22 protein-coding genes are annotated in these 19,649 nt (G+C 42.7%); 9 read left to right on the top strand and 13 right to left on the bottom strand.

Annotated features, from left to right (window positions below):
* Window positions 1-3: 3 nt before the first annotated feature.
* From bufB to C9J51_RS15395, 3 genes are read left to right on the top strand one after another with little or no spacing between them, the layout of a single operon-like run.
* A complete protein-coding gene (bufB, locus tag C9J51_RS15405; protein WP_373455737.1) occupies window positions 4-867 on the top strand; it encodes an MNIO family bufferin maturase in 864 nt (287 codons plus the stop codon).
* On the top strand, window positions 842-1,645 hold the full coding sequence (locus C9J51_RS15400; RefSeq protein WP_045040186.1) for an HvfC/BufC N-terminal domain-containing protein: 804 nt from the start codon (window positions 842-844) through the stop codon (window positions 1,643-1,645). The genes bufB and C9J51_RS15400 overlap by 26 nt, the downstream gene beginning before the upstream one ends.
* Window positions 1,638-2,096: a DoxX family protein gene (locus C9J51_RS15395; RefSeq protein WP_045036860.1), complete on the top strand. Its 459-nt coding sequence runs from the start codon at window positions 1,638-1,640 to the stop codon at window positions 2,094-2,096. The genes C9J51_RS15400 and C9J51_RS15395 overlap by 8 nt, the downstream gene beginning before the upstream one ends.
* Before the next feature lie 52 nt (window positions 2,097-2,148).
* Here C9J51_RS15395 and yigB read toward each other — a convergent pair whose 3' ends face one another.
* The 5 genes from yigB to lptM form a co-directional block, all read right to left on the bottom strand.
* Window positions 2,149-2,877: a 5-amino-6-(5-phospho-D-ribitylamino)uracil phosphatase YigB gene (gene yigB, locus C9J51_RS15390; RefSeq protein WP_045040188.1), complete on the bottom strand. Its 729-nt coding sequence runs from the start codon at window positions 2,875-2,877 to the stop codon at window positions 2,149-2,151.
* 25 nt (window positions 2,878-2,902) lie between these two features.
* The gene (xerC, locus tag C9J51_RS15385) at window positions 2,903-3,826 is read right to left on the bottom strand and encodes a tyrosine recombinase XerC (protein ID WP_045036862.1); all 924 of its coding nucleotides are present in this window, start codon (window positions 3,824-3,826) and stop codon (window positions 2,903-2,905) included.
* A 37-nt stretch (window positions 3,827-3,863) separates the two neighbouring features.
* Window positions 3,864-4,694 carry a diaminopimelate epimerase gene (gene dapF / locus C9J51_RS15380; RefSeq protein WP_045040189.1) on the bottom strand — a complete coding sequence of 277 codons (831 nt, stop codon included), beginning with the start codon at window positions 4,692-4,694 and terminating at the stop codon, window positions 3,864-3,866.
* Window positions 4,695-4,732: 38 nt separating this feature from the next.
* Complete coding sequence (gene lysA, locus C9J51_RS15375) at window positions 4,733-5,983, bottom strand: diaminopimelate decarboxylase (protein WP_045036864.1); 1,251 nt, start codon at window positions 5,981-5,983, stop codon at window positions 4,733-4,735.
* Between the two features lie 63 nt (window positions 5,984-6,046).
* Complete coding sequence (lptM, locus tag C9J51_RS15370; protein WP_080175487.1) at window positions 6,047-6,163, bottom strand: LPS translocon maturation chaperone LptM; 117 nt, start codon at window positions 6,161-6,163, stop codon at window positions 6,047-6,049.
* Window positions 6,164-6,241: 78 nt separating this feature from the next.
* On the opposite strand from lptM, the gene cyaY reads away from it, so the two are divergent.
* Window positions 6,242-6,553: an iron donor protein CyaY gene (cyaY, locus tag C9J51_RS15365; RefSeq protein WP_045036865.1), complete on the top strand. Its 312-nt coding sequence runs from the start codon at window positions 6,242-6,244 to the stop codon at window positions 6,551-6,553.
* An 82-nt stretch (window positions 6,554-6,635) separates the two neighbouring features.
* On the opposite strand, the gene C9J51_RS15360 is transcribed toward cyaY, so the two are convergent.
* Entirely contained in the window at window positions 6,636-9,194 is a 2,559-nt protein-coding gene (locus tag C9J51_RS15360) for a class I adenylate cyclase (protein WP_045036866.1), read from the bottom strand.
* A gap of 396 nt (window positions 9,195-9,590) precedes the next feature.
* Here C9J51_RS15360 and hemC point away from each other — a divergent pair, with 396 nt between their 5' ends.
* The 4 genes from hemC to C9J51_RS15340 are packed head-to-tail and all read left to right on the top strand — an operon-like array spanning window position 9,591 to window position 13,771.
* Window positions 9,591-10,523 (top strand): hydroxymethylbilane synthase, encoded by a 933-nt coding sequence (gene hemC / locus C9J51_RS15355; RefSeq protein WP_045040209.1) that lies wholly within the window; start codon window positions 9,591-9,593, stop codon window positions 10,521-10,523.
* Window positions 10,523-11,272: a uroporphyrinogen-III synthase gene (locus C9J51_RS15350; protein ID WP_045040190.1), complete on the top strand. Its 750-nt coding sequence runs from the start codon at window positions 10,523-10,525 to the stop codon at window positions 11,270-11,272. Before hemC ends, C9J51_RS15350 begins: the two co-directional genes overlap by 1 nt.
* 13 nt (window positions 11,273-11,285) lie before the next feature.
* Window positions 11,286-12,584 carry a uroporphyrinogen-III C-methyltransferase gene (gene hemX / locus C9J51_RS15345; protein ID WP_045040191.1) on the top strand — a complete coding sequence of 433 codons (1,299 nt, stop codon included), beginning with the start codon at window positions 11,286-11,288 and terminating at the stop codon, window positions 12,582-12,584.
* A complete protein-coding gene (locus C9J51_RS15340) occupies window positions 12,584-13,771 on the top strand; it encodes a heme biosynthesis HemY N-terminal domain-containing protein (protein ID WP_045040192.1) in 1,188 nt (395 codons plus the stop codon). The genes hemX and C9J51_RS15340 overlap by 1 nt, the downstream gene beginning before the upstream one ends.
* Before the next feature lie 346 nt (window positions 13,772-14,117).
* Here the strand turns inward: C9J51_RS15340 and C9J51_RS15335 are convergent, their stop codons facing one another.
* Window positions 14,118-14,597, bottom strand: a complete 480-nt coding sequence (locus C9J51_RS15335) for a hypothetical protein (RefSeq protein ID WP_045040193.1) — start codon at window positions 14,595-14,597, stop codon at window positions 14,118-14,120.
* Between the two features lie 102 nt (window positions 14,598-14,699).
* Window positions 14,700-15,488, bottom strand: a complete 789-nt coding sequence (locus C9J51_RS15330) for a class I SAM-dependent methyltransferase (RefSeq protein WP_045036871.1) — start codon at window positions 15,486-15,488, stop codon at window positions 14,700-14,702.
* 171 nt (window positions 15,489-15,659) lie between these two features.
* Here C9J51_RS15330 and asnC point away from each other — a divergent pair, with 171 nt between their 5' ends.
* Window positions 15,660-16,121 carry a transcriptional regulator AsnC gene (asnC, locus tag C9J51_RS15325; protein ID WP_045040194.1) on the top strand — a complete coding sequence of 154 codons (462 nt, stop codon included), beginning with the start codon at window positions 15,660-15,662 and terminating at the stop codon, window positions 16,119-16,121.
* Between the two features lie 62 nt (window positions 16,122-16,183).
* Here asnC and hemB read toward each other — a convergent pair whose 3' ends face one another.
* From hemB to tatA, 5 genes are all read right to left on the bottom strand, one after another.
* The gene (gene hemB, locus C9J51_RS15320) at window positions 16,184-17,224 is read right to left on the bottom strand and encodes a porphobilinogen synthase (protein ID WP_045036873.1); all 1,041 of its coding nucleotides are present in this window, start codon (window positions 17,222-17,224) and stop codon (window positions 16,184-16,186) included.
* Window positions 17,225-17,283: 59 nt separating this feature from the next.
* The gene (locus tag C9J51_RS15315) at window positions 17,284-18,063 is read right to left on the bottom strand and encodes a TatD family hydrolase (protein WP_045040195.1); all 780 of its coding nucleotides are present in this window, start codon (window positions 18,061-18,063) and stop codon (window positions 17,284-17,286) included.
* A gap of 143 nt (window positions 18,064-18,206) precedes the next feature.
* On the bottom strand, window positions 18,207-18,992 hold the full coding sequence (tatC, locus tag C9J51_RS15310) for a twin-arginine translocase subunit TatC (protein WP_045036875.1): 786 nt from the start codon (window positions 18,990-18,992) through the stop codon (window positions 18,207-18,209).
* Window positions 18,993-19,003: 11 nt separating this feature from the next.
* A complete protein-coding gene (tatB, locus tag C9J51_RS15305; RefSeq protein ID WP_045036876.1) occupies window positions 19,004-19,342 on the bottom strand; it encodes a Sec-independent protein translocase protein TatB in 339 nt (112 codons plus the stop codon).
* A gap of 3 nt (window positions 19,343-19,345) precedes the next feature.
* Window positions 19,346-19,606, bottom strand: a complete 261-nt coding sequence (tatA, locus tag C9J51_RS15300; protein ID WP_045036877.1) for a Sec-independent protein translocase subunit TatA — start codon at window positions 19,604-19,606, stop codon at window positions 19,346-19,348.
* Window positions 19,607-19,649 lie beyond the last annotated feature (43 nt).

Raw genomic sequence — 19,649 nt, 5'->3', positions numbered from 1 at the left:
GTAGTGGATTTTTCATCTCAGCAATCTATTGGGGTGGGCTTACGTTCGCCTCATATTATTGACATAATCACTCAACGACCACAACTTGGGTGGTTAGAAATTCATAGCGAAAATTATTTCAATCCCCATTCATTAGCTCGCCAACAATTGCGTCAATTACAATCAAATTACCCAATTAGCTGTCATGGTATAGGGCTGTCGTTAGGCTCTGCCGATCCGCTTAATATTCAACATTTACAACAGCTCAAACAATTAATCACCGAAACAGAGCCTTTTTTAATTTCAGATCATCTCAGTTGGAGTTCGGTTGATGGTCACTATTTTAATGACTTATTACCGCTGCCCTACACCGAAGAAGCGTTAGATAATTTTTGCGATAAAGTGATGCAAGTTCAAGATGTACTCCAACGGAAAATGTTAATTGAAAACCCATCGAGTTATTTGCAGTTTCAACACTCAACCATTCCTGAGTGGGAATTTTTAATGGCGGTACAACAACGAACGGACTGCGGGTTGTTATTAGATTTAAACAATATTCATGTCAGTAGTTTTAACCATGGTTTTGATTGCCAAACGTATTTAGCCGCGATCAATCCAGCTGTAGTACAAGAAATACACCTTGCTGGCTTTATTCGTAAACAGCTACCTCACGGTGAGATCTGGATTGATACGCATAGCCAACCTGTCAGTGATGAAGTATGGCAATTGTATCAACAGTGGATCCGTAATCATGGTAGCGAGACGCCAACATTAATTGAATGGGATGCTGATATTCCCCCACTGGCAATCTTATTGGCTGAAGCGAATAAGGCTCAAGCAATTATCGAGAAGGAGTACGCCAATGCCACCATCAGCAACCACGCTTAATTTGCAGCAATTACAACATCAATTTGCGGCGGCATTGCATTATCAACCACATGATTTAGCCACTACCGTCGTCAATGATCATTTCAGTGCAGAGCAACGGCTACAACTGTACTGTAATAATTTTATTATTGGCTTAACCGACATTCTGACAAGTGTCTATTCCACTGTGAGCGCCATGATTGGTGACGATTGTTTCAACCTCCTCGCGCGACAGCACATTCTTAATCATCCGTTACCACAAGGGGATGTCACCGTTTATGGCGCTCACTTTAGCGATACCATCGCCGCTCAACCGACATTGGTTTCCACTCTGCCTTATTTGATCGATTTAGCGCGGCTAGAATGGCAACGTGATTGTGTCAGCCGCTTAGCTTGTCACGCTGGCAACCTACCGTTAGAGAAATTACGTCAACTCGAACATCAAGCTAGTCACGTTACTCCGCAGCAATATTATTTTCATATTCCAATCTCAACTGACACCTTTAGCAGCCAATATGCGGTGCTATCACTGTGGGAAATCGTTAATCAAACCCATGGTGACCACCAGCAGCAGCAATTAGCGACATTAAATATTAATCAACCGCAAACCGCCCTGATGCAACATTACCAATGGCAAATTTGGCAGCAGCATGTCACGCCAGAATTAGTCACTTTAGTTGCTGACTGTCAGCAGCAACGCCCAATTGCGGCCTTAACACCGACGCAATTAGATCTGCTACCACAGTTATTACACCACCACTTAATTGACGATATTCGTAAGGTTAATAGTGATGATTAAATGTATTCGTACCATCGACGTTTTTTTTCAACAGCTCGTACAACCGCTGCAACCACTATTATTACTTTTTTGTCGAGTATGGGTTGCCAGTGCGTTCTTTAAATCCGGACTGATCAAATATAACAGTTGGGATAGCACCCTGTATTTGTTTGAGTACGAATATCAGGTGCCCGTCTTACCTTGGCAATGGGCCGCCTATACTGGGACCGCGACTGAATTAATGGTGCCGATTTTTTTAGTGCTCGGACTATTTACACGGCCGATGGCAATATTATTATTTGGCTTTAATGTGATTGCGGTAGTGTCATACCCCGCGTTATGGGCGCAAGGATTTTATGATCACCAATTATGGGGAATGATGTTATTAATCACTGTATTTTGGGGTGCGGGGAAACTCTCAGTCGATCACTGGATAAATCAGCATTATCGTAATAGCAATATCATACCGTAAACGGCTGAGCACCCAACAAGGCTAATCGCGATGGGTGCTAAATCGTGGACATTTACTCGGCGGTTAAGCCGACCAATGGTAATAATTCAGCAAGCGCACTAATTTCAATATCAGGTAAACAATTACCCGTGGTCGACGTTAATACTCGCTGCTGATCGTTATACCAACAAGCGTGTAAACCCTGTTGTTTGGCACCAAAAACATCCGTATGCAGATGATCACCCACATGCAAAATTTGTTCAGCTGGAATATTTAAATGATCAATGGCACAGGTAAATAAATCCGCTTTCGGCTTGGCTAATCCATCCCGTCCTGCTTGGTAAATGGCACTAAAATAATGCGCAAGCCCTATCTGTTGCGGATCAACATTACCATTAGTGATCCCGACCAACGGAACTTTAGCACTCAACAATGCCAACACGCGGTGGGTTTCAGCGGGAACATCAACTTTATTGCGCTCAACCAAGACTAACGCTAACCCTTGGCGAGCCGCTAATTCGGCATCTTTAAGTCGCCATCCCAACTGCATAAAGTTAATTTTTAACGCTTCATAACGCCACGCACTAACATCATGGATCAAACAAGAATCAACCGCAGCAAGTTGCTGCTTTAAGTGCTGCCAATTATCACGACTAATCACCATTGAGGCGGGTAATAACTGAGCTAGCCAATCAAACATCGCTTGTTCTGCACGTACAATCACCGGATGGTTATCATAGAGCGTGTCATCAAGATCAAACGTAAGGGCATTAATCTGGCCTAACTGACGATAAAATTGCATGGTTGTTCCTAAACGTGATAAAGCATTAACGGCGTTTGGCGCGAGGGTGAGCAGCATCGTAAACTTTGGCTAAATGCTGAAAATCAAGATGGGTATAAATTTGAGTAGTGGTTAAATTCGCATGGCCCAATAATTCTTGTACTGCACGTAAATCGCCACTGGATTCCAACATGTGGGTTGCAAAACTATGGCGTAATTTATGCGGATTAATATGGCTTGATACGGCTTGCTTCTGACCCCATTCAGCCATTCTTTTTTGAACATTGCGGTTTGAAATGCGATGTCCAAGTTTAGACACAAACAATCCTGTTTCATCGGCATGGGCAATATTGCCACGTAATTTAAGCCAATTAGCAACCCATTCACGAGCTAAACCTGCAAATGGCACAATCCGTTCTTTATCACCTTTACCAATGACCCGTAAATCGCCTTTGGTTAAACTAATATCACGCACATTCAAATTAACTAATTCAGATAGACGTAAGCCAGCGCCATACATTAATTCCATCATCGCTCGATCGCGAATGGCTAATGGATCGTCATCCTTCACCTCAAGTAATTGATTCATTTCATCAACATCAAGATTTTTAGGTAACGGGCGCGCTTTTCGTGGTGCAGACACCCCTTTGGCCGGATTGGCGGGCAATATTTGTTGACGCACTAAATAATCAAAAAAACTGCGTAATGCAGATAATCGCATCGCCAAACTACTGGCTTTAAGACCACTACGCATCCCTTTACTGGCAATTTGCCGTACCCAACCTGCATCGACTTGTTGCCAGTTTTCAACCCCAAGCTCTAACAATTGTTCGGCTATACAGGTTAATTGGCGTTTATAATTTTGCTGAGTATGAATGCTAAGTTCACGTTCACTACGCAAATATTCATAAAAAAGCGCTAAAGGTTGTTCAAAACTTGGGGGAAGCGTAGTCACAGAAACCTCGGTCATGAGTGTCATTAATAACAATGACCCTCGTTAAAGATCATTATTGAATAAATTGACCATCAAATACATGGGCAACGGGACCGGTCATAAATAACGGTTTGCCTTCACCTGCCCATCGAATATATAAATCACCACCCGGTAAGCAAACTTTTACATTTTCATCGAGTAAGCCTTGGCTACGACCAATCGCAACCGCGGCACAAGCACCACTACCACAAGCCTGTGTTTCACCTGCACCACGTTCATAAACACGTAACTTTACCGTTCCACGATCAATCACTTCCATGAAACCAGCATTAACCCGCTCAGGAAAGCGCTCGTGGGATTCAAGTAATGGCCCTAATTTTTCAACAGCGGCGGTTTCAACGTTATCAACAATAGTAACGCAATGAGGGTTGCCCATACTGACCGCACCACAAAATAGCGTTTGTTCACCAACACGCAATAAGTACGTTTTTTCTGCCTGTTTAGCTCGCATCGGAATTTTAGCCGGTTCAAAATTAGGCGCGCCCATATTGACCGTAACTTGGCCGTCACTTTCTAACTTCAATACCATTTTTCCCGCTTTAGTGCTCACGGAGATATGGTATTTATTGGTTAAGCCTTTCATTGATACAAACCGTGCAAAGCAACGGGCACCATTACCACACTGTTCTACTTCACTACCATCAGCATTAAAAATACGGTAATGAAAATCCGTTTCAGGATCATAAGGCGGTTCAACCACCAATAACTGGTCAAAACCAATACCACGATGACGATCCGCTAAACGGCGAATCGCATCCGGTGAAAAAAATACATTTTGTGTTACACAATCCACAACAACAAAGTCATTGCCGAGCCCATGCATTTTGGAAAAGTTAATCTGCATGATGTTCCTTAATTATTAAGCATCAGTTGCGACGACAATCATTCAACAAGATATTCATGTTGCCAAAGTTGTTCTAACGTTTCACGTGCACGCACTAAATGTACTTGCTCACCATCAACCATCACTTCAGCGACACGAGGGCGAGAATTATAATTAGAGGCCATCACGAAACCATAAGCACCCGCAGACCTTACCGCAAGTAAGTCATTTGGCGCTAAACATAAATGGCGATCTTTACCAATAAAATCACCCGTTTCACAAATAGGCCCCACTAAATCATAACACTGCGGCTCCCCCTGACGTGGGATCACTGGCACAATATCTTGCCAAGCTGAATATAATGTCGGCCGAATCAAATCATTCATCGCCGCATCAACAATGGCAAAGTTTTTATATTGAGTGTGTTTTAAAAATTCCACTTTGGTCAGCAATACTCCAGCATTCGCTGCAATCGCACGTCCTGGCTCAAAAATCAGTTCAAGTTCAGGGTAAGCGACCAAACGTGATAACAATGCCGTCGCATATTCTGCGGGTAATGGCGGTTGCTCATCGTTATACGTCACCCCTAAGCCACCACCGAGATCTAAATGTTTAATCTCAATCCCAACCGATTTCAACTCATCAACTAATGCTAACAAACGCTCAGTCGCATCAATAAAAGGTTTTACTTCCGTCAACTGTGAACCAATATGGCAATCCATCCCAACCACGTTAAGATGCGGTAATTGCTGTGCTAATTGATACACTTCAAGCGCACGTTCACGCGCAATACCAAATTTATTATCGCGTAGACCTGTTGAAATGTACGGGTGAGTATTGGCATCAACATCAGGGTTAATGCGTAATGAGATCGGTGCAATTTTCCCTAACTGACCCGCGACATGATTTAAGCGATCGAGTTCTGGTTCAGATTCAACATTAAAACATTTAATTCCCAGTTCAAGCGCCCGTTGCATTTCTAACGCCGTTTTACCCACGCCAGAAAAAACCACTTTAGCCGGATCACCGCCCGCTGCTAAGACACGCTCTAACTCGCCTAAAGACACGATATCAAACCCCGAACCTAAACGAGCAAGGACATTTAATACCCCAAGGTTAGAATTTGCTTTTACCGCATAGCAAATCAAATGCGGATGAGTGGCAACCGCGTGATCAAAAGCATGCCAATGGCGTTCCAACGTTGCACGAGAATACACATACAGCGGTGTGCCATATTGTGTCGCTAACTCAGCCAATGCGACGTCTTCCGCCCATAATTGTCCATCTGACTGGTAATTAAAATAATCCAATGTTGTCCTTCCCTGTCTGGTTGACTACTAAATTACGACTCAATCATCATCGCAGTTAATGTATTATTGTGGTTGATGTTGTTGTGGTGCGTCTTTTGGCATGTACAGTGGGCCACTTTGGCCACAGCCAGTTAAAATTAACGATCCTAAGACCAAAATTGCTAATAAACCTTTATGCATAATTCAAAGCCAGTGATTATCCGTCCAATGACCTCTATAATCGCACCAAGAACAAGAAAAGCAATAGGACGCAATAGGATGAATGATACTGAATTCCACCAACTGGCTGATCTAGCACTAATGCAGATTGAAGAAGGCATCGATGAATCCGGTGTTGATATTGAACCAGAAACCACAGGTAACGTGCTGACATTAGAGTTTGCCAACCGTAGCCAAATTGTGATTAACCGCCAAGAACCATTACATGAACTATGGTTAGCTTCAAAATCAGGTGGTTACCATTTCAAATACACCGGTAGTGAATGGCGTTGTACCCGTAGTGATAAAGAATTATTTGCGCTACTAAAACAAGAATGCAGCATACATGCAGGTGAGACTGTCGCTTGGTAATGCGATTTACTCTAAATAACTGCCATAAAAAAAGCCTTCAATATAATGAAGGCTTTTTTTCGATACTGCGTAAACAATAAGATTAATTAAAACTAATGCCATTATTTGTCGATTCAGTATTATCCTGACGGCGAGACACTTGGCCACTCTTAAACGGCAATACTTGTAGCTCACCTTTGTCGTTATGGGCAATATCGTAAAACTGCGGCAAATTAAAGTTAATAAAATTAGCACTATAACTAAAACGATCTTGCGATGAGGTATAAAAACGGTTTACACCATGAACCATCTCATCTTTATTGCCATTGCATTGACGATACACTTCCATTTGATTGGTTTCATCTAAAATATAGATATTGAAACCTTGATCGCAATCTTCAAAAAAGAACTGAATCAACCCTTCACTGGCGTAAGCATCAACAATTTCCGGCGGATGCGGCTCATCGGTTTTACCCATCACCACTTTCGGAATATCGCTAACTTTATTTGATGAAATACAGCTATAAAAATCGACTGAATTTTCAAGTCGCTGCACTGACACGCCACGACGTTCAAAAAATAAGCCATAGGTTTCATCAGCCATATGCACCGCTTTAAAACGACGCCGTTTTTCTTCTTCAACCGGTTTTAAGCGCATTTCAATACACTCAGCCACTAATTGATAAACCACATTACGAATTAAACCCCGCATATGTTTGCTGTAACAAAACACATCAATCGCTTCCGGTGGAATCGCATCATGATGCATTTTACCCAACATGGTTTTTAGTGCATCGAGCATCGCATAATTACCACTGAAATTCAGGGTTCGCACTTCATTCCACGAATTACGGTAAATCAAGTCAACACTGCCGACTAAGCATTTTTGTTCCGGCCCATAACTGAAAATATCCGTAGTTTTAAAATCAAACCGTACTGAGCGGTTTTTCAGTTCTGTGGTTGGATCGTTTTCTAAATTAACAAACAACCCTAATTGGCGAATCTCACACGGACTTGATAATGCTTGTAAACCGGGATGTGGGCGACGAATTGGAAAGGTATTACGAATATCACTGACCAACTGATATAACTTATCCAATTCCATATCAGCATGACGAGCCACAGTATGCAAATGGGTCGATTCTGTTAGCAAACCATTAAAATAGCTCCACGCGACTAATTTCGATAAGTAGCGGTTATGCTCTAATGATGGCTGGCCTAAAATATATTTCGCTTCTATTGGCTGCTTATATAAATACCAACCCGCAGTATTGGTTCGCCCTTCAGGTACCTGAATAAAGCTCAGATCAGGTTCATGCAAATCTGGTGATATTTGCGGATTTAATAATGTTACCTTGCCAGGAAGGACCTCAAACGCCGCATATAATTTACGCGCCAAAATACTGATATCTTCAGGGCTAATCGCCGAGGTAATATCATTACGACGTGCAAAACGAATTAAATTACGGTAACTGAGCATTAACGCATCAAGCAGCTCGTTATGGGCTTGCTTAACTTGAGAGACTTTCCAATTACGGCGATTATCAAGTGCTGCGACAATATCCGTTGACCATTGCCATTGCTCAGTTAAATGTTGCAATGCCTGTCGACGCCACACTACGGAACCTAATGCTGGTTTACGAGTGAGTTTTTCATGGGTTTTAAGATAAAAACAGCGACGTACTAAATCGAGACGACGATGGTCATCAATGCGTTCTAAATAACGGGTTACTTTTTCCAGCATCAAATAATAAGCATCCATACAGTATTCACTGCGATCTTCGGCAAAGAAACGGCGCTTACCATCAAGGCTTAATAATTGAGTATGTGGGTATTCCCATGAATAAGCTTCAAGCAAAATTGCTTTTAACACTGATTTATAAGGAGAATCGATGCTTTTGTATAACTGCCATAAACTGGAACCAAAATATTCTTCGGCAGGAATACGCATCAAACCACCAAAATCAATCCATTGGTCGCGCTGAATATGCCCTTTCGCAACCAGATCATCGATATATTGGTCATAGCACTCTTCCATCTCTGGTGGCACCATAAACCATAATAACGGTAATCCAGCCAAACACACGGCTGAACGATAAAATTCATCTAACAGTAATAAATGCTGACTTGAGCCACAGTTTTCACCGGTCATGGCCTCAGAAAAGTTTTCACGGAAACGGTTTTCGTCGATCAAAAAGAAGTTAGCCTCAACCCCTTGTTCCATCGCCCATTGAGAAACCAAGCTACATTTACTATCGAGAATTTCTCGGCTTTGACAGTTTAATGAAGTGGGGATGCACACCCAAATATCGAGATCGCTGGTGAGACTTTGTCCCATAGAAGAAGTACTACCCATGGCATAAAGGCCAGTGATTGGGCAGTCGGCATCAGCAACCACGATCGGGTCAATCGGCATTTTTGCTGTACGCGCACAATTATTAACAAATTGCTGTTGCACGTCAGTGGCGACAAAATGCGCAATTCCCTGCGGCACTTGTTGATCAAGATACCCTGGCAAGGCTGGGTGGTTATAATGTAATAAGACAGGTAACAGATCAAAAATCTGTACCGATGGCTCATTCATTGCTAAACGCGCACGTTCAATGCGAAGCTCAGTCAATGAGTCCAGTCTACCTTTTAGCGTCTTGATATAATTTTGCAAATTACTCTTCCAAGAGCTAGCAGTGTTAGTGCGGCCCGCAGTTTGACATTAATAGCGTAAATTTTATTCAAAATGAGAAAAAAACGTGATCAATGTATCATTTTTAATACCTACGGTAAAGATAATGCCAAGCGTCGCCAATAACAACTGTCTATGATTCATCCATAATAGTCAGCCTCTACATCGTCTTAATAACGAACAGCCAGCATTTACGCTGTAATTAGAAACTGATCAACGACTTATTGCGATAAATATCACATTTTTTAGAGCAGATGGCTACACAATAACGCTTGGAATCAGGAACCGCAATACACGAATTATCATCCATGCTTAGGTAGTGGTAGGATACTAAGCAGAAAAAATAATAACCTTGGTTAACGGACCCTCTTTACTATGATGACAACCCAACCGATTCGCATTGCGACACGCAAAAGCCCATTAGCCATGTGGCAAGCAGAATTTGTCAAAGCTGAACTAGAACAAGCTCATCCAGGGCTCGTTGTTGAGCTGTTACCTATGGTAACAAAAGGCGACATTATTTTAGACACTCCTTTAGCAAAAGTGGGTGGCAAAGGCTTATTTGTCAAAGAATTAGAAGTGGCAATGCTTGAAGGTCGCGCTGATATTGCGGTGCACTCAATGAAAGATGTGCCCGTGGAATTTCCTGAAGGACTTGGCTTAGTCACAATTTGTGAACGTGATGACCCACGAGATGCTTTTGTATCAAACAACTACGACTCAATCGATGATTTACCCCAAGGTGCGATTGTTGGTACCTCAAGCTTACGCCGCCAGTGTCAGCTTCGATCTCAACGTCCCGATTTAATCATTAACGACTTGCGCGGTAACGTGAATACTCGTTTACGTAAGCTTGATGAAGGCCAATATGACGCCATCATTTTAGCAACTGCTGGCCTAAAACGCCTGAAAATGAATGATCGTATTCGCTGTGAAATTGCTCCAGAAATAAGCTTACCTGCTGTCGGCCAAGGTGCTGTTGGTATTGAATGCCGTTTGAATGACCAACGCGTACGTCAATTGCTGGCACCATTAAATCATCAACCAACAGCCACTCGCGTTTTATGTGAGCGCGCAATGAATAACCGCCTTCAAGGTGGTTGCCAAGTGCCGATTGGTAGTTATGCAGAACTACAAGACGACACCATTTGGTTACGTGCACTTGTCGGTGAACCTGATGGCAGCATCATTGTTCGCTCTGAAATTAGTGGTCCAATTGCGAATGCAGAACAATTAGGTGAAACCTTAGCGGATGAATTATTAGCCAACGGTGCTAAAGACATCCTTGATCGCTTATACGGTAACGCCTAATGACGGTGCTGATCACCCGCCCTGCACCAGAATGCGATCAATTGGCCGCACAACTTAACCAAGTGGCGATCAGCGCTATTGCTCAACCTTTACTTGAGGTTCAGCAAGGAAAATATATAAATAAATTAACAGAACAATTTCAACAACTGCAACAAGGCGACTATATCATTGCCGTTAGCCACCATGCAGTACGTTTTGCGGCTGATTACTTGATTTCACAAGGTGCAGAATGGCCAAAAAACATGCATTATATAGCCGTTGGCGATAAGACCGCTAAGGCGTTAACACAAGCCTGTAAGCAACCCGTGAGTTCACCACAAGGTCGGCATGATAGTGAAGCGCTATTAGCCTTACCTGAACTTGCGAATATTCGCCAACGCCGAGTCTTAATCTTACGAGGTAATGGTGGTCGCGAGTTAATCTATCAAGCATTAACCGCTCGTCAGGCCCAAGTCAGTTATTGTGAAACTTATCAACGCAACTGGCTGACTCTCGATGCAACACGATTAGCTCAACAATGGCAGCAACAGCGCATTCACGCTCTAGTTGTCACAAGCAGTGAACAATTAATATACTTAACGGAATTAATTCCAACTGAAGATTTGGCTTGGCTTTATAATTGCCACCTTTTCGTACCAAGTCGACGAATCGCAGACCAAGCATCGACACTTGGCTACAAGCATATTTCCACCGTGGGAAGCGCCGCCAATCAGGCCTTATTCACGTTCCTAAAAAGCAACGTAAGCTAATGGAATAATTAGGATGACAGACAAAAAAATCAACACAAACCAAACAGCAGCACCAGCAGCTAAAGACAAGCCTGCTGTTAGTGCCTCAAAAAATAGTGCATCAAACGCAACCAAAGCAGCGCCAGCCGCCGCTAAACAAAAAAAATCAGGCAGTAAAACGGGTTGGGTCGCTATTGCATTAGTATTAGCACTAGGCGGTGGTCTTTACTATCACGGCCATCAGCAAGGCTTACAACAACAACAGCAAGTTGCCGCCTTACAACAACAAATTGCGACCATGAAAGCCGCCATGCAAGCTGACCAACAGCAAACCATTTCAATGGTGAATGACGAGCTTAGCACTGCCCAGCAAAAAGTTGAGCAAGGCATTAGCCAACAGCAAAAATCGATTGATTCCATTCAAACGGCGATTGCTGATTTAAAAGGCCAAGAGCCTAACGATTGGTTATTAGCAGAAGCAGATTATTTAGTTAAAATGGCTGGCCGTAAACTATGGTTAGAACATGACGTTACCAGCGCAACGTTATTATTAGAAGCGGCGGATCATCGTATTGCTGAGCTTAACGACCCAAGCCTTAAAGGTCTTCGTCAAGCAATGAGCAATGACATTACGGCATTAAAATCAGTCACAGTGGTTGATCGTGACGGTATCGTATTGCGTCTTAACAGCCTAGAAAATAGTATTGATAACCTACCGTTAGCCAATGCGATTTTAGCTAAAGCTGAGCCACAACAAAATCCAACCGTTAGCCAATCGGTTAATGATTGGAAAAATAATTTAATGACGTCACTTAAAAACTTTAGTGAAAATTTCATTACTTACCGCAAGCGTGATGGCAGTGTTGTACCGTTATTATCACCGCAACAAGATTTCTATCTTCAGCAAAATATCACCAACAAACTTGAGACAGCTATCGCTGCGGTATACCGCGATCAAGGCCAAGTTTACCGTGATTCAATTGCCACAGCGATCAAGTGGTCACAACAGTACTACGACTTATCATCACCAAAAACACAGAGCTTTATTGCTGGCCTACAACAACTAGAACAACAAAATGTGGCGGTTGATTACCCAGCGAAGTTGCAATCACAAGCATTGATCACTCAACTAGTGAACCAAGTGTTACGCAATAAAATGACGGCCATTAGCGAGCCTGTTGCAGCAAAAACAACCCAAGCGGCACCTAAAAACGTAGCACCTGCGGTAAAAAAAGCGGTTGAGAAACCCATCAAACAAGCAACTGCAACTGAAAACACAGCAACAAAGAATAAAGCGGCAGTGACTTACACAACGAAAGAGGAAACCAAATAATGATTAAATTGTTGTTATTGGTCATCGCTCTGATTGCCGGTATCATTGTCAGCCCAGATCTTGCAGGCCATCAAGGCTACGTATTGATCTCGTTTGCCAATCAAACTATTGAAATGAGTTTAACCACACTAATCATCGTTGCAATTGCTATCGTTGCGATCTTTTTTGTACTTGAATTTATTTTACGTCGCTTGTTTTCTTTTGGTAGCTCAACCCGTGGTTGGTTCAGCGGTCGCCAAGTTCGCAATGCACGTCGCAATACCGCAGAAGGCCTATTAAAAGTTGCAGAAGGTGATTGGAAAGCCGCTGAGAAAATGCTGTCTAAATCAGCAAAATTTAGCGATGCACCAATTCTAAACTACTTAGCTGCCGCAGAAGCCGCGCAAGGACTGGGTAAAACCCAACAACGCGATCAATATTTGCAACTCGCAGCAGAGCAAGACACTGAAAGCCTTGCTGTTGCACTGACTCGCGCTAAGCTTCAAATTCGTCAACAACAATTTGAACAAGCACTCGCGACCTTACAAGATGTGCAGCCAACCAGCCCACATAACCCAATGATACTGAGCCTATTAAAGCAGTGTTACTTGCAATTAGAAGATTGGAAAGCACTGCAAGTATTGCTACCCCAATTAACTAAAGCTGATGTAATCACCGCCGCAGAAGCCACCCAACTGCATCTTCAAGCACAATGTGGTCAAATGCACCACCTTAGCCAACAAAACGGCAGTGATGGCTTAATGGGTTACTGGAACAGTCTCAATCGTAAAGACAAACACAATCCAGCTCTCGTGGCGTGTTTTGTTAAACAGATGATAGTTCGCCATGCTGATGCTGATGCATTTCCTATCTTGCGCGATAGTGTTAAGAAAAATCCTGAACAGGCGTTAATTAGCTTAATGCCACAATTAACACTGCCAGATCGTCATCCCGCCATTGTGAGCCTACAAGATTTATTAGCCAGCAACGGCAATAATCCAGCCTTACAAAGTGCATTAGGGCAGATGTTAATGGCGGATCAACAGTGGCAACCGGCTAAAGAGCACTTAGAAAAAGCGATCGCGTTACGTCCAGACGTTACCGATTATGCTCACCTTGTGGCAACGCTTGAGCAACTTGGCGATAAGCAAGCTGCGGCTGAAGTATCTCGCCAAGCGCTACAATTAGCAAAACCCAATCAAGCTTAAATTTTAAGCCTAAAAAAGCGCCTTAATGGCGCTTTTTTTTCATCTAAATAACAACTTTAACATTAACATGTTTCTATATGTAAACAGCCTTTACAAGGTATATCTACCCCATTGCTCTTAACCAACAAACACTATTCAATAGCAGCTTACCCCTTTTTATTTAACATTTGGATAACTGTTATGGATATGCTTCCTTGGATCATTGTTTCAGGTATTGTAGTATCTGTGATTGTTGGCGTAATGATGGCTGTATTAATTAAACACGCTGATTAATAAAAAACACCAACAAAAAAGCCTCCCAATGGGAGGCTTTTTTACACATAACCATTAAAGCATTTATTCTAAATCATGATATTAATTCGAGTGTTTGTTTCGTCTTACGTAATTGCTTATCAAATTTCTTCACTGCTTTAGCCGCTTTTTTTAAAAGCTTATTTTTTTTCTTAGCTAACTTTTTCAGTTTATCTGTCTGCTCTAACAACCTCTCTGGTTGTTCAAGCTCCTCTGTTTGCTCAGCAATGGTTACCCTTTCAATTCGACATTGCCCAACCGCGGTTGGCATAGGTAAGTAGTGAACATTCATCATATCAGGAGCAGGCGCTACTGGGGCTACCAACGTCACTATAGCTGGTGCTATTGGTGTTAATGTCGCGGCCGTTGATGGCGCAGTATTAGTTAAGCGACTTGGTTTACATAAATAGTTTTTGTCACTCGCCACCCGTGTACAGCTGGCACAAATAAATGTTGGTTCACTGACTATCTTAGTGATCATCGCAAATTGATCGGCAATTTCAGCACGACGATACTTACATAAAGATTTAACCATCAACGACACCCTCACTCACAATAACCAGTTCCACGACATTAAACGATAACTATTCGTAATTCCATTATTGAGTGTGCGCTTCGACGCTAAATTTGTAAATTTTTATTTTAGTTCGTCATTATTCTTCATGCCCGCTTTCACATAAATATCAAAGCGGTTTTTCTTGGTTTCAATCGCCATCGACGGTTTAGCATTTGCTAAAAATTCAGCATAATCCGGACGCTTAACCACTATCCGTTTCGTCGCTAACGCATACGCTGGTGCAAACAATTCATCAGCATCTAAATCCGCACCAACCAGTGTTTGGAATACGCGCATTTCTTTTTTAACTAATGCCGATTTCTTTTTATGCGGGTACATTGGATCTAAATAAATCACTTCAGGGGCAACAAAATCTTTATCGGCAGCTAACTGTAATAAAGCATCTTGGCTCGATGCATGTAATAACTGCATCCGCTCACTGACCCAATGACCAATTTCAGGATCAGCTTTGGCGCGGGCTAAACCATCATCAAGTAATGCCGCAACAACCGGATGGCGCTCAACCAGTTGAACCTTACAGCCTAACGACGCAAGCACAAACGCATCACGACCTAAACCGGCGGTGGCATCTAACACCGTTGGCGTTAATCCATTTTTTAGCCCCACCGCTTTAGCAATCGCTTGACCACGACCACCACCAAACTTACGACGGTGTGCCACCGCGCCACTGGCTAAATCAACAAATACAGCACCAAGTTTAGGCTCGTCTAACTTGCGCAGCTCTAATTGATTAGCGGTTAACACTAACGCAAAGCAGCTGTGCTCATCATGTGTCAATCCCCAGCGGGCGGCGAGTTGATCTAATTCAGGCTGACGTTGAGGAACTTCACAAAGTAAGGCTAGTTGCACTGCATTCTCCGATATCAAACAATATCTATCTCATTATTAGAGATAGAAGCTATGGCGGCGAATTATAGCACTACAAATCAAGCTTGGCTCTGGTATCACAACCTAACATAAGGATAAGATAGACCTTGGTCTTAGCCAGCGAATAACTTACTTCGCTAGAAAGGAATTGTAATGAATATAGCTGTTCGCATCGATGATTTAGATCGCGATATTCTTAACGCGTTAATGACGGATGCGCGAGTGCCCTATGCTGAAATGGCAAAACGCTTTAATGTCAGCCCCGCAACCGTCCATGTACGGGTTGAAAAAATGCGTGCCTCTCAAATTATTACCGGGACAGAGGTTATTGTTAACCCGAAATTATTAGGCTATGACGTGTGCTGTTTTATTGGCATCAACCTTTATGCTGCGCGTGATTACCACTCAGCGCTTGAAAAACTCAATCAACTCGATGAAGTAGTCGAAGCGTATTACACCACTGGCGCTTACAATATTTTTGTGAAATTGATGTGCCACTCGATTGAAGAATTACAGCATGTATTGATCAATAAACTGCAAGCAATTAAGGAAGTACAATCAACTGAAACCTTAATTTCACTGCAAAACCCGATCAATAGAAACGTGAAACCATAGCGATAATTTGCCACAAAAAAAGCGAGCCAAAGCTCGCTTCTTACTGACTCTAAAAATAAAGCTTATTTTTTCAAGTTTAACCCGCGCTCAGCGCCTTCTGCTGCCAACCATTCTGCTACTGTTTTCGCAAAATAGGTCAACACACCATCAGCACCTGCACGCTTAAAGCACATTAATGATTCCATTACGGTTTCACGCTCTTTAAGCCAACCATTTTGGAATGCAGCCATGTGCATCGCATATTCACCAGACACTTGGTATGCATAAGTCGGTACTTGTAGTTCTGATTTCACTCGGCGTACCACATCTAAATATGGCATTCCTGGCTTAACCATCACCATATCAGCACCTTCACTGATATCCATTGCCACTTCATGCAACGCTTCGTCACTATTGGCAGGATCCATCTGGTAAGTTTTCTTATCACCACCTTTAAGATTAGCCGTAGAACCGACAGCATCACGAAACGGGCCATAGTAATTCGACGCATATTTAGCTGAATAAGCCATAATTTGCGTATTAATATGACCCGCTTGTTCTAATGCTTCACGGATTGCACCGATACGACCGTCCATCATATCTGAAGGTGCGATAACATCAGCACCCGCATCAGCATGAGATAACGCTTGTTTGATCAAAATCTCAGTGGTGATGTCGTTAAGCACATAACCTTCATCATCAATGATGCCATCTTGGCCATGAACCGTGAACGGATCTAAAGCCACATCAGTGATCACACCTAACTCAGGCACATGCGCTTTTAAAGCACGTACCGCAGTTTGTACTAAACCATCAACGTTATACGCTTCTTCTGCTAATTCAGATTTAAACGGTTGTGATACCACAGGAAATAATGCAATCGCAGGCACACCAAGACTAGCGATATACGCCGCTTCTTCTAACAATAAATCAATTGATAAACGCTCAATACCCGGCATCGAAGCGACACTTTCGCGACGGTTAGTGCCTTCAAGGACAAACATCGGATAAATAAGATCATTAACTGATAACTGGTTTTCCGCCATCAAACGACGACTAAAATCATGCTTACGAACTCGACGCATACGACGTCCAGGAAAAGCGCCTTGAATAGATACTGACACGGTAAACTCCTTACAGATTAATGAATATTGATAATATCACTCACACCACAAAGGTGGGATTAAATTGCAAAAAAAGCTTGGCTCACTTGGTAAGAATTATTGACAACTTGTACCGCAGACTCACCACGACACTCGGCAATAACGGCAGCAATATGCGGTAAATACACTGGCTCATTACGGCTTGATTTGGGCTTAGGACGATAATCTCGTGGCAATAAATAAGGACCATCGGTTTCAATCATTAATCGCTGACTAGGAATTTCTTTAACGATTTGTCGCAGCTCAGTGCCACGGCGCTCATCACAAATCCAACCAGTAATACCAATATGTAAATCAAGTGCCAAACAATCATGTAATTCTTGCAGTGAGCCAGTAAAGCAATGCACAACCGCGGCGGGTAATTTATTCCGCCATGGTTTCAAAATAGCTAAAAAGCGTTCATGCGCATCACGGCAATGCATAAACACCGGCAAGTTAAGCTCTGCGGCTAACGCTAGTTGGGCTTCAAACACCGCTTCTTGTTGCGGACGTGGTGAAAAATCCCGATTAAAATCCAACCCACACTCACCAATCGCAACCACTTGTGGCAATTGCGCTAAAGCTCGAATTTGTGGCAAAGCAAAATCTGTTACCGATATTGCATCATGAGGGTGAACACCCGCGGTGCTATAACAATAGTCAGGCCATTGCTGAGCCAACTGCTGTGCAGCAATACTTTCTTCAAGACTGGTGCCAGTAATGATTAGCCCTTTTACACCCACGGCTTGAGCGCGAGCAATAACATCAGCGCGATCTTTATCAAAGCGATTATTGGTAAGATTAATGCCAATATCTATCATTTTTTATCATCCCTTGATGAACACGTATTCCCAGCAGTATATCGAGCTCAGCATTGACTGACTATGCGATAATTACACCAATATGCAGACACAAAAAAACCGACACTAAGGTCGGTTTTTTTCATCATCACAGGGGATAAACCCTATTCTTTGCTGATGCTCTTTACGTCTTGCGCTTCATCTTCATCGCCATATTCGTCTTCATCATCTTTACGAATGTAAAAACGAGAGAAGAATAAACCGACTTCAAAGAGCAAGCACATTGGAATCGCTAACAGAGTCTGAGATAAAATATCAGGCGGTGTTAACAACATACCAACCACAAACGCAGCCACAATAATATATGGGCGTTTACTGCGTAACGTTTCAGGATCGGTCGCACCGGTCCAACACAACAGAATAATCGCTACAGGGATCTCAAATGCAATACCGAACGCCATAAATAACGACAATACGAAATCGAGATAACTAGAAATATCTGTTGCAACTTCAACCCCTTGCGGAGCGACGCTGGTAAAGAATTTAAACACCAATGGAAACACAACAAAATAAGCAAACGCAACACCGGCATAAAACAGCAATGAGCTGGAAACCAGTAATGGCATAATAAGCTTACGTTCATGCTTGTATAAACCCGGCGCTACAAACGCCCACAGTTGATACAAAATCATTGGTACAGCAATAAACACAGCGGTAACTAAAGTGAGTTTTATCGGTGTAAAGAACGGTGACGCAACATCAGTTGCAATCATAGTGGCACCGATTGGCATACGCTCAACCAAAGGTGCTGCTACAAACGCGTAAATGTCTTTCGAAAACCAAACTATACAGACAAAAACCACCAGCACGCTGATGAGAGAGCGCAGAATCCGTGTACGCAGCTCAAGTAAATGGCTGAATAACGGCTGCGAATCTTCGACAGTCGACATAGTGATGTAATTTATTCCTGCTTATTAGAAGTCGTTGCTGAGGGTTGCTCGCTTTTATCAGCATAGGGACGTTGCACATCAGAAGCGACTTTTTTAAGTTCATCAACCGACTCTTGCAATTCAGGCGCTATGTCCTTCATTCCCATTTGCTCAGCTTTTTTTAAATTGGCTTGCAGTTCCTGAATTTTCAGTTCCTGGGTCAATTCATCTTTGACTGAGTTTGCCATATTACGGGCTGCACCTATCCACTGCGATACGGTACGTATCGCAACGGGTAGGCGTTCCGGCCCCAGTACTACCAATCCCACCACGGAGATCAGCACTAACTCCCAGAACCCGATATCAAACACGTCTTAAACCTGCTCTTTGTCTTTTTGACTCGTTTTAGTCTGATCAGCTGCTTGCTGTTCATCCGTAATATTCTTTTGTTCAAAATCTGCATCTGTTGTTTCTTTTTTAGCAGCAGGTGCTGAATCTTCATCACCAATCGCTTTTTTGAAACCTTTAACAGCAGAACCTAAGTCGCCACCTAATGTACGTAACTTCTTAGTTCCGAACAACAGAACAATGATCAGTGCAATAATTAACAATTGCCAGATACTGATACCACCCATGCTTATTCTACCTCAGCTTTATGTGGTTAATAATGGAGTGCGT

Source organism: Photobacterium iliopiscarium, assembly GCF_003026395.1.
GTDB classification, from domain to species: domain Bacteria; phylum Pseudomonadota; class Gammaproteobacteria; order Enterobacterales; family Vibrionaceae; genus Photobacterium; species Photobacterium iliopiscarium.
This window is presented reverse-complemented; position numbering and strand designations above follow the sequence as displayed.

Excerpts from the sequence above, each read along its gene's own strand:
- C9J51_RS15400 (WP_045040186.1), top strand. The coding sequence starts at position 842 with ATGCCACCATCAGCAACCACGCTTAATTTGCAGCAATTACAACATCAA.
- C9J51_RS15395 (WP_045036860.1), top strand. The coding sequence starts at position 1,638 with ATGATTAAATGTATTCGTACCATCGACGTTTTTTTTCAACAGCTCGTA.
- yigB (WP_045040188.1), bottom strand. The coding sequence starts at position 2,877 with ATGCAATTTTATCGTCAGTTAGGCCAGATTAATGCCCTTACGTTTGAT.
- xerC (WP_045036862.1), bottom strand. The coding sequence starts at position 3,826 with ATGACCGAGGTTTCTGTGACTACGCTTCCCCCAAGTTTTGAACAACCT.
- dapF (WP_045040189.1), bottom strand. The coding sequence starts at position 4,694 with ATGCAGATTAACTTTTCCAAAATGCATGGGCTCGGCAATGACTTTGTT.
- lptM (WP_080175487.1), bottom strand. The coding sequence starts at position 6,163 with ATGCATAAAGGTTTATTAGCAATTTTGGTCTTAGGATCGTTAATTTTA.
- cyaY (WP_045036865.1), top strand. The coding sequence starts at position 6,242 with ATGAATGATACTGAATTCCACCAACTGGCTGATCTAGCACTAATGCAG.
- hemC (WP_045040209.1), top strand. The coding sequence starts at position 9,591 with ATGACAACCCAACCGATTCGCATTGCGACACGCAAAAGCCCATTAGCC.
- C9J51_RS15350 (WP_045040190.1), top strand. The coding sequence starts at position 10,523 with ATGACGGTGCTGATCACCCGCCCTGCACCAGAATGCGATCAATTGGCC.
- hemX (WP_045040191.1), top strand. The coding sequence starts at position 11,286 with ATGACAGACAAAAAAATCAACACAAACCAAACAGCAGCACCAGCAGCT.
- C9J51_RS15340 (WP_045040192.1), top strand. The coding sequence starts at position 12,584 with ATGATTAAATTGTTGTTATTGGTCATCGCTCTGATTGCCGGTATCATT.
- C9J51_RS15335 (WP_045040193.1), bottom strand. The coding sequence starts at position 14,597 with ATGGTTAAATCTTTATGTAAGTATCGTCGTGCTGAAATTGCCGATCAA.
- asnC (WP_045040194.1), top strand. The coding sequence starts at position 15,660 with ATGAATATAGCTGTTCGCATCGATGATTTAGATCGCGATATTCTTAAC.
- C9J51_RS15315 (WP_045040195.1), bottom strand. The coding sequence starts at position 18,063 with ATGATAGATATTGGCATTAATCTTACCAATAATCGCTTTGATAAAGAT.
- tatC (WP_045036875.1), bottom strand. The coding sequence starts at position 18,992 with ATGTCGACTGTCGAAGATTCGCAGCCGTTATTCAGCCATTTACTTGAG.
- tatA (WP_045036877.1), bottom strand. The coding sequence starts at position 19,606 with ATGGGTGGTATCAGTATCTGGCAATTGTTAATTATTGCACTGATCATT.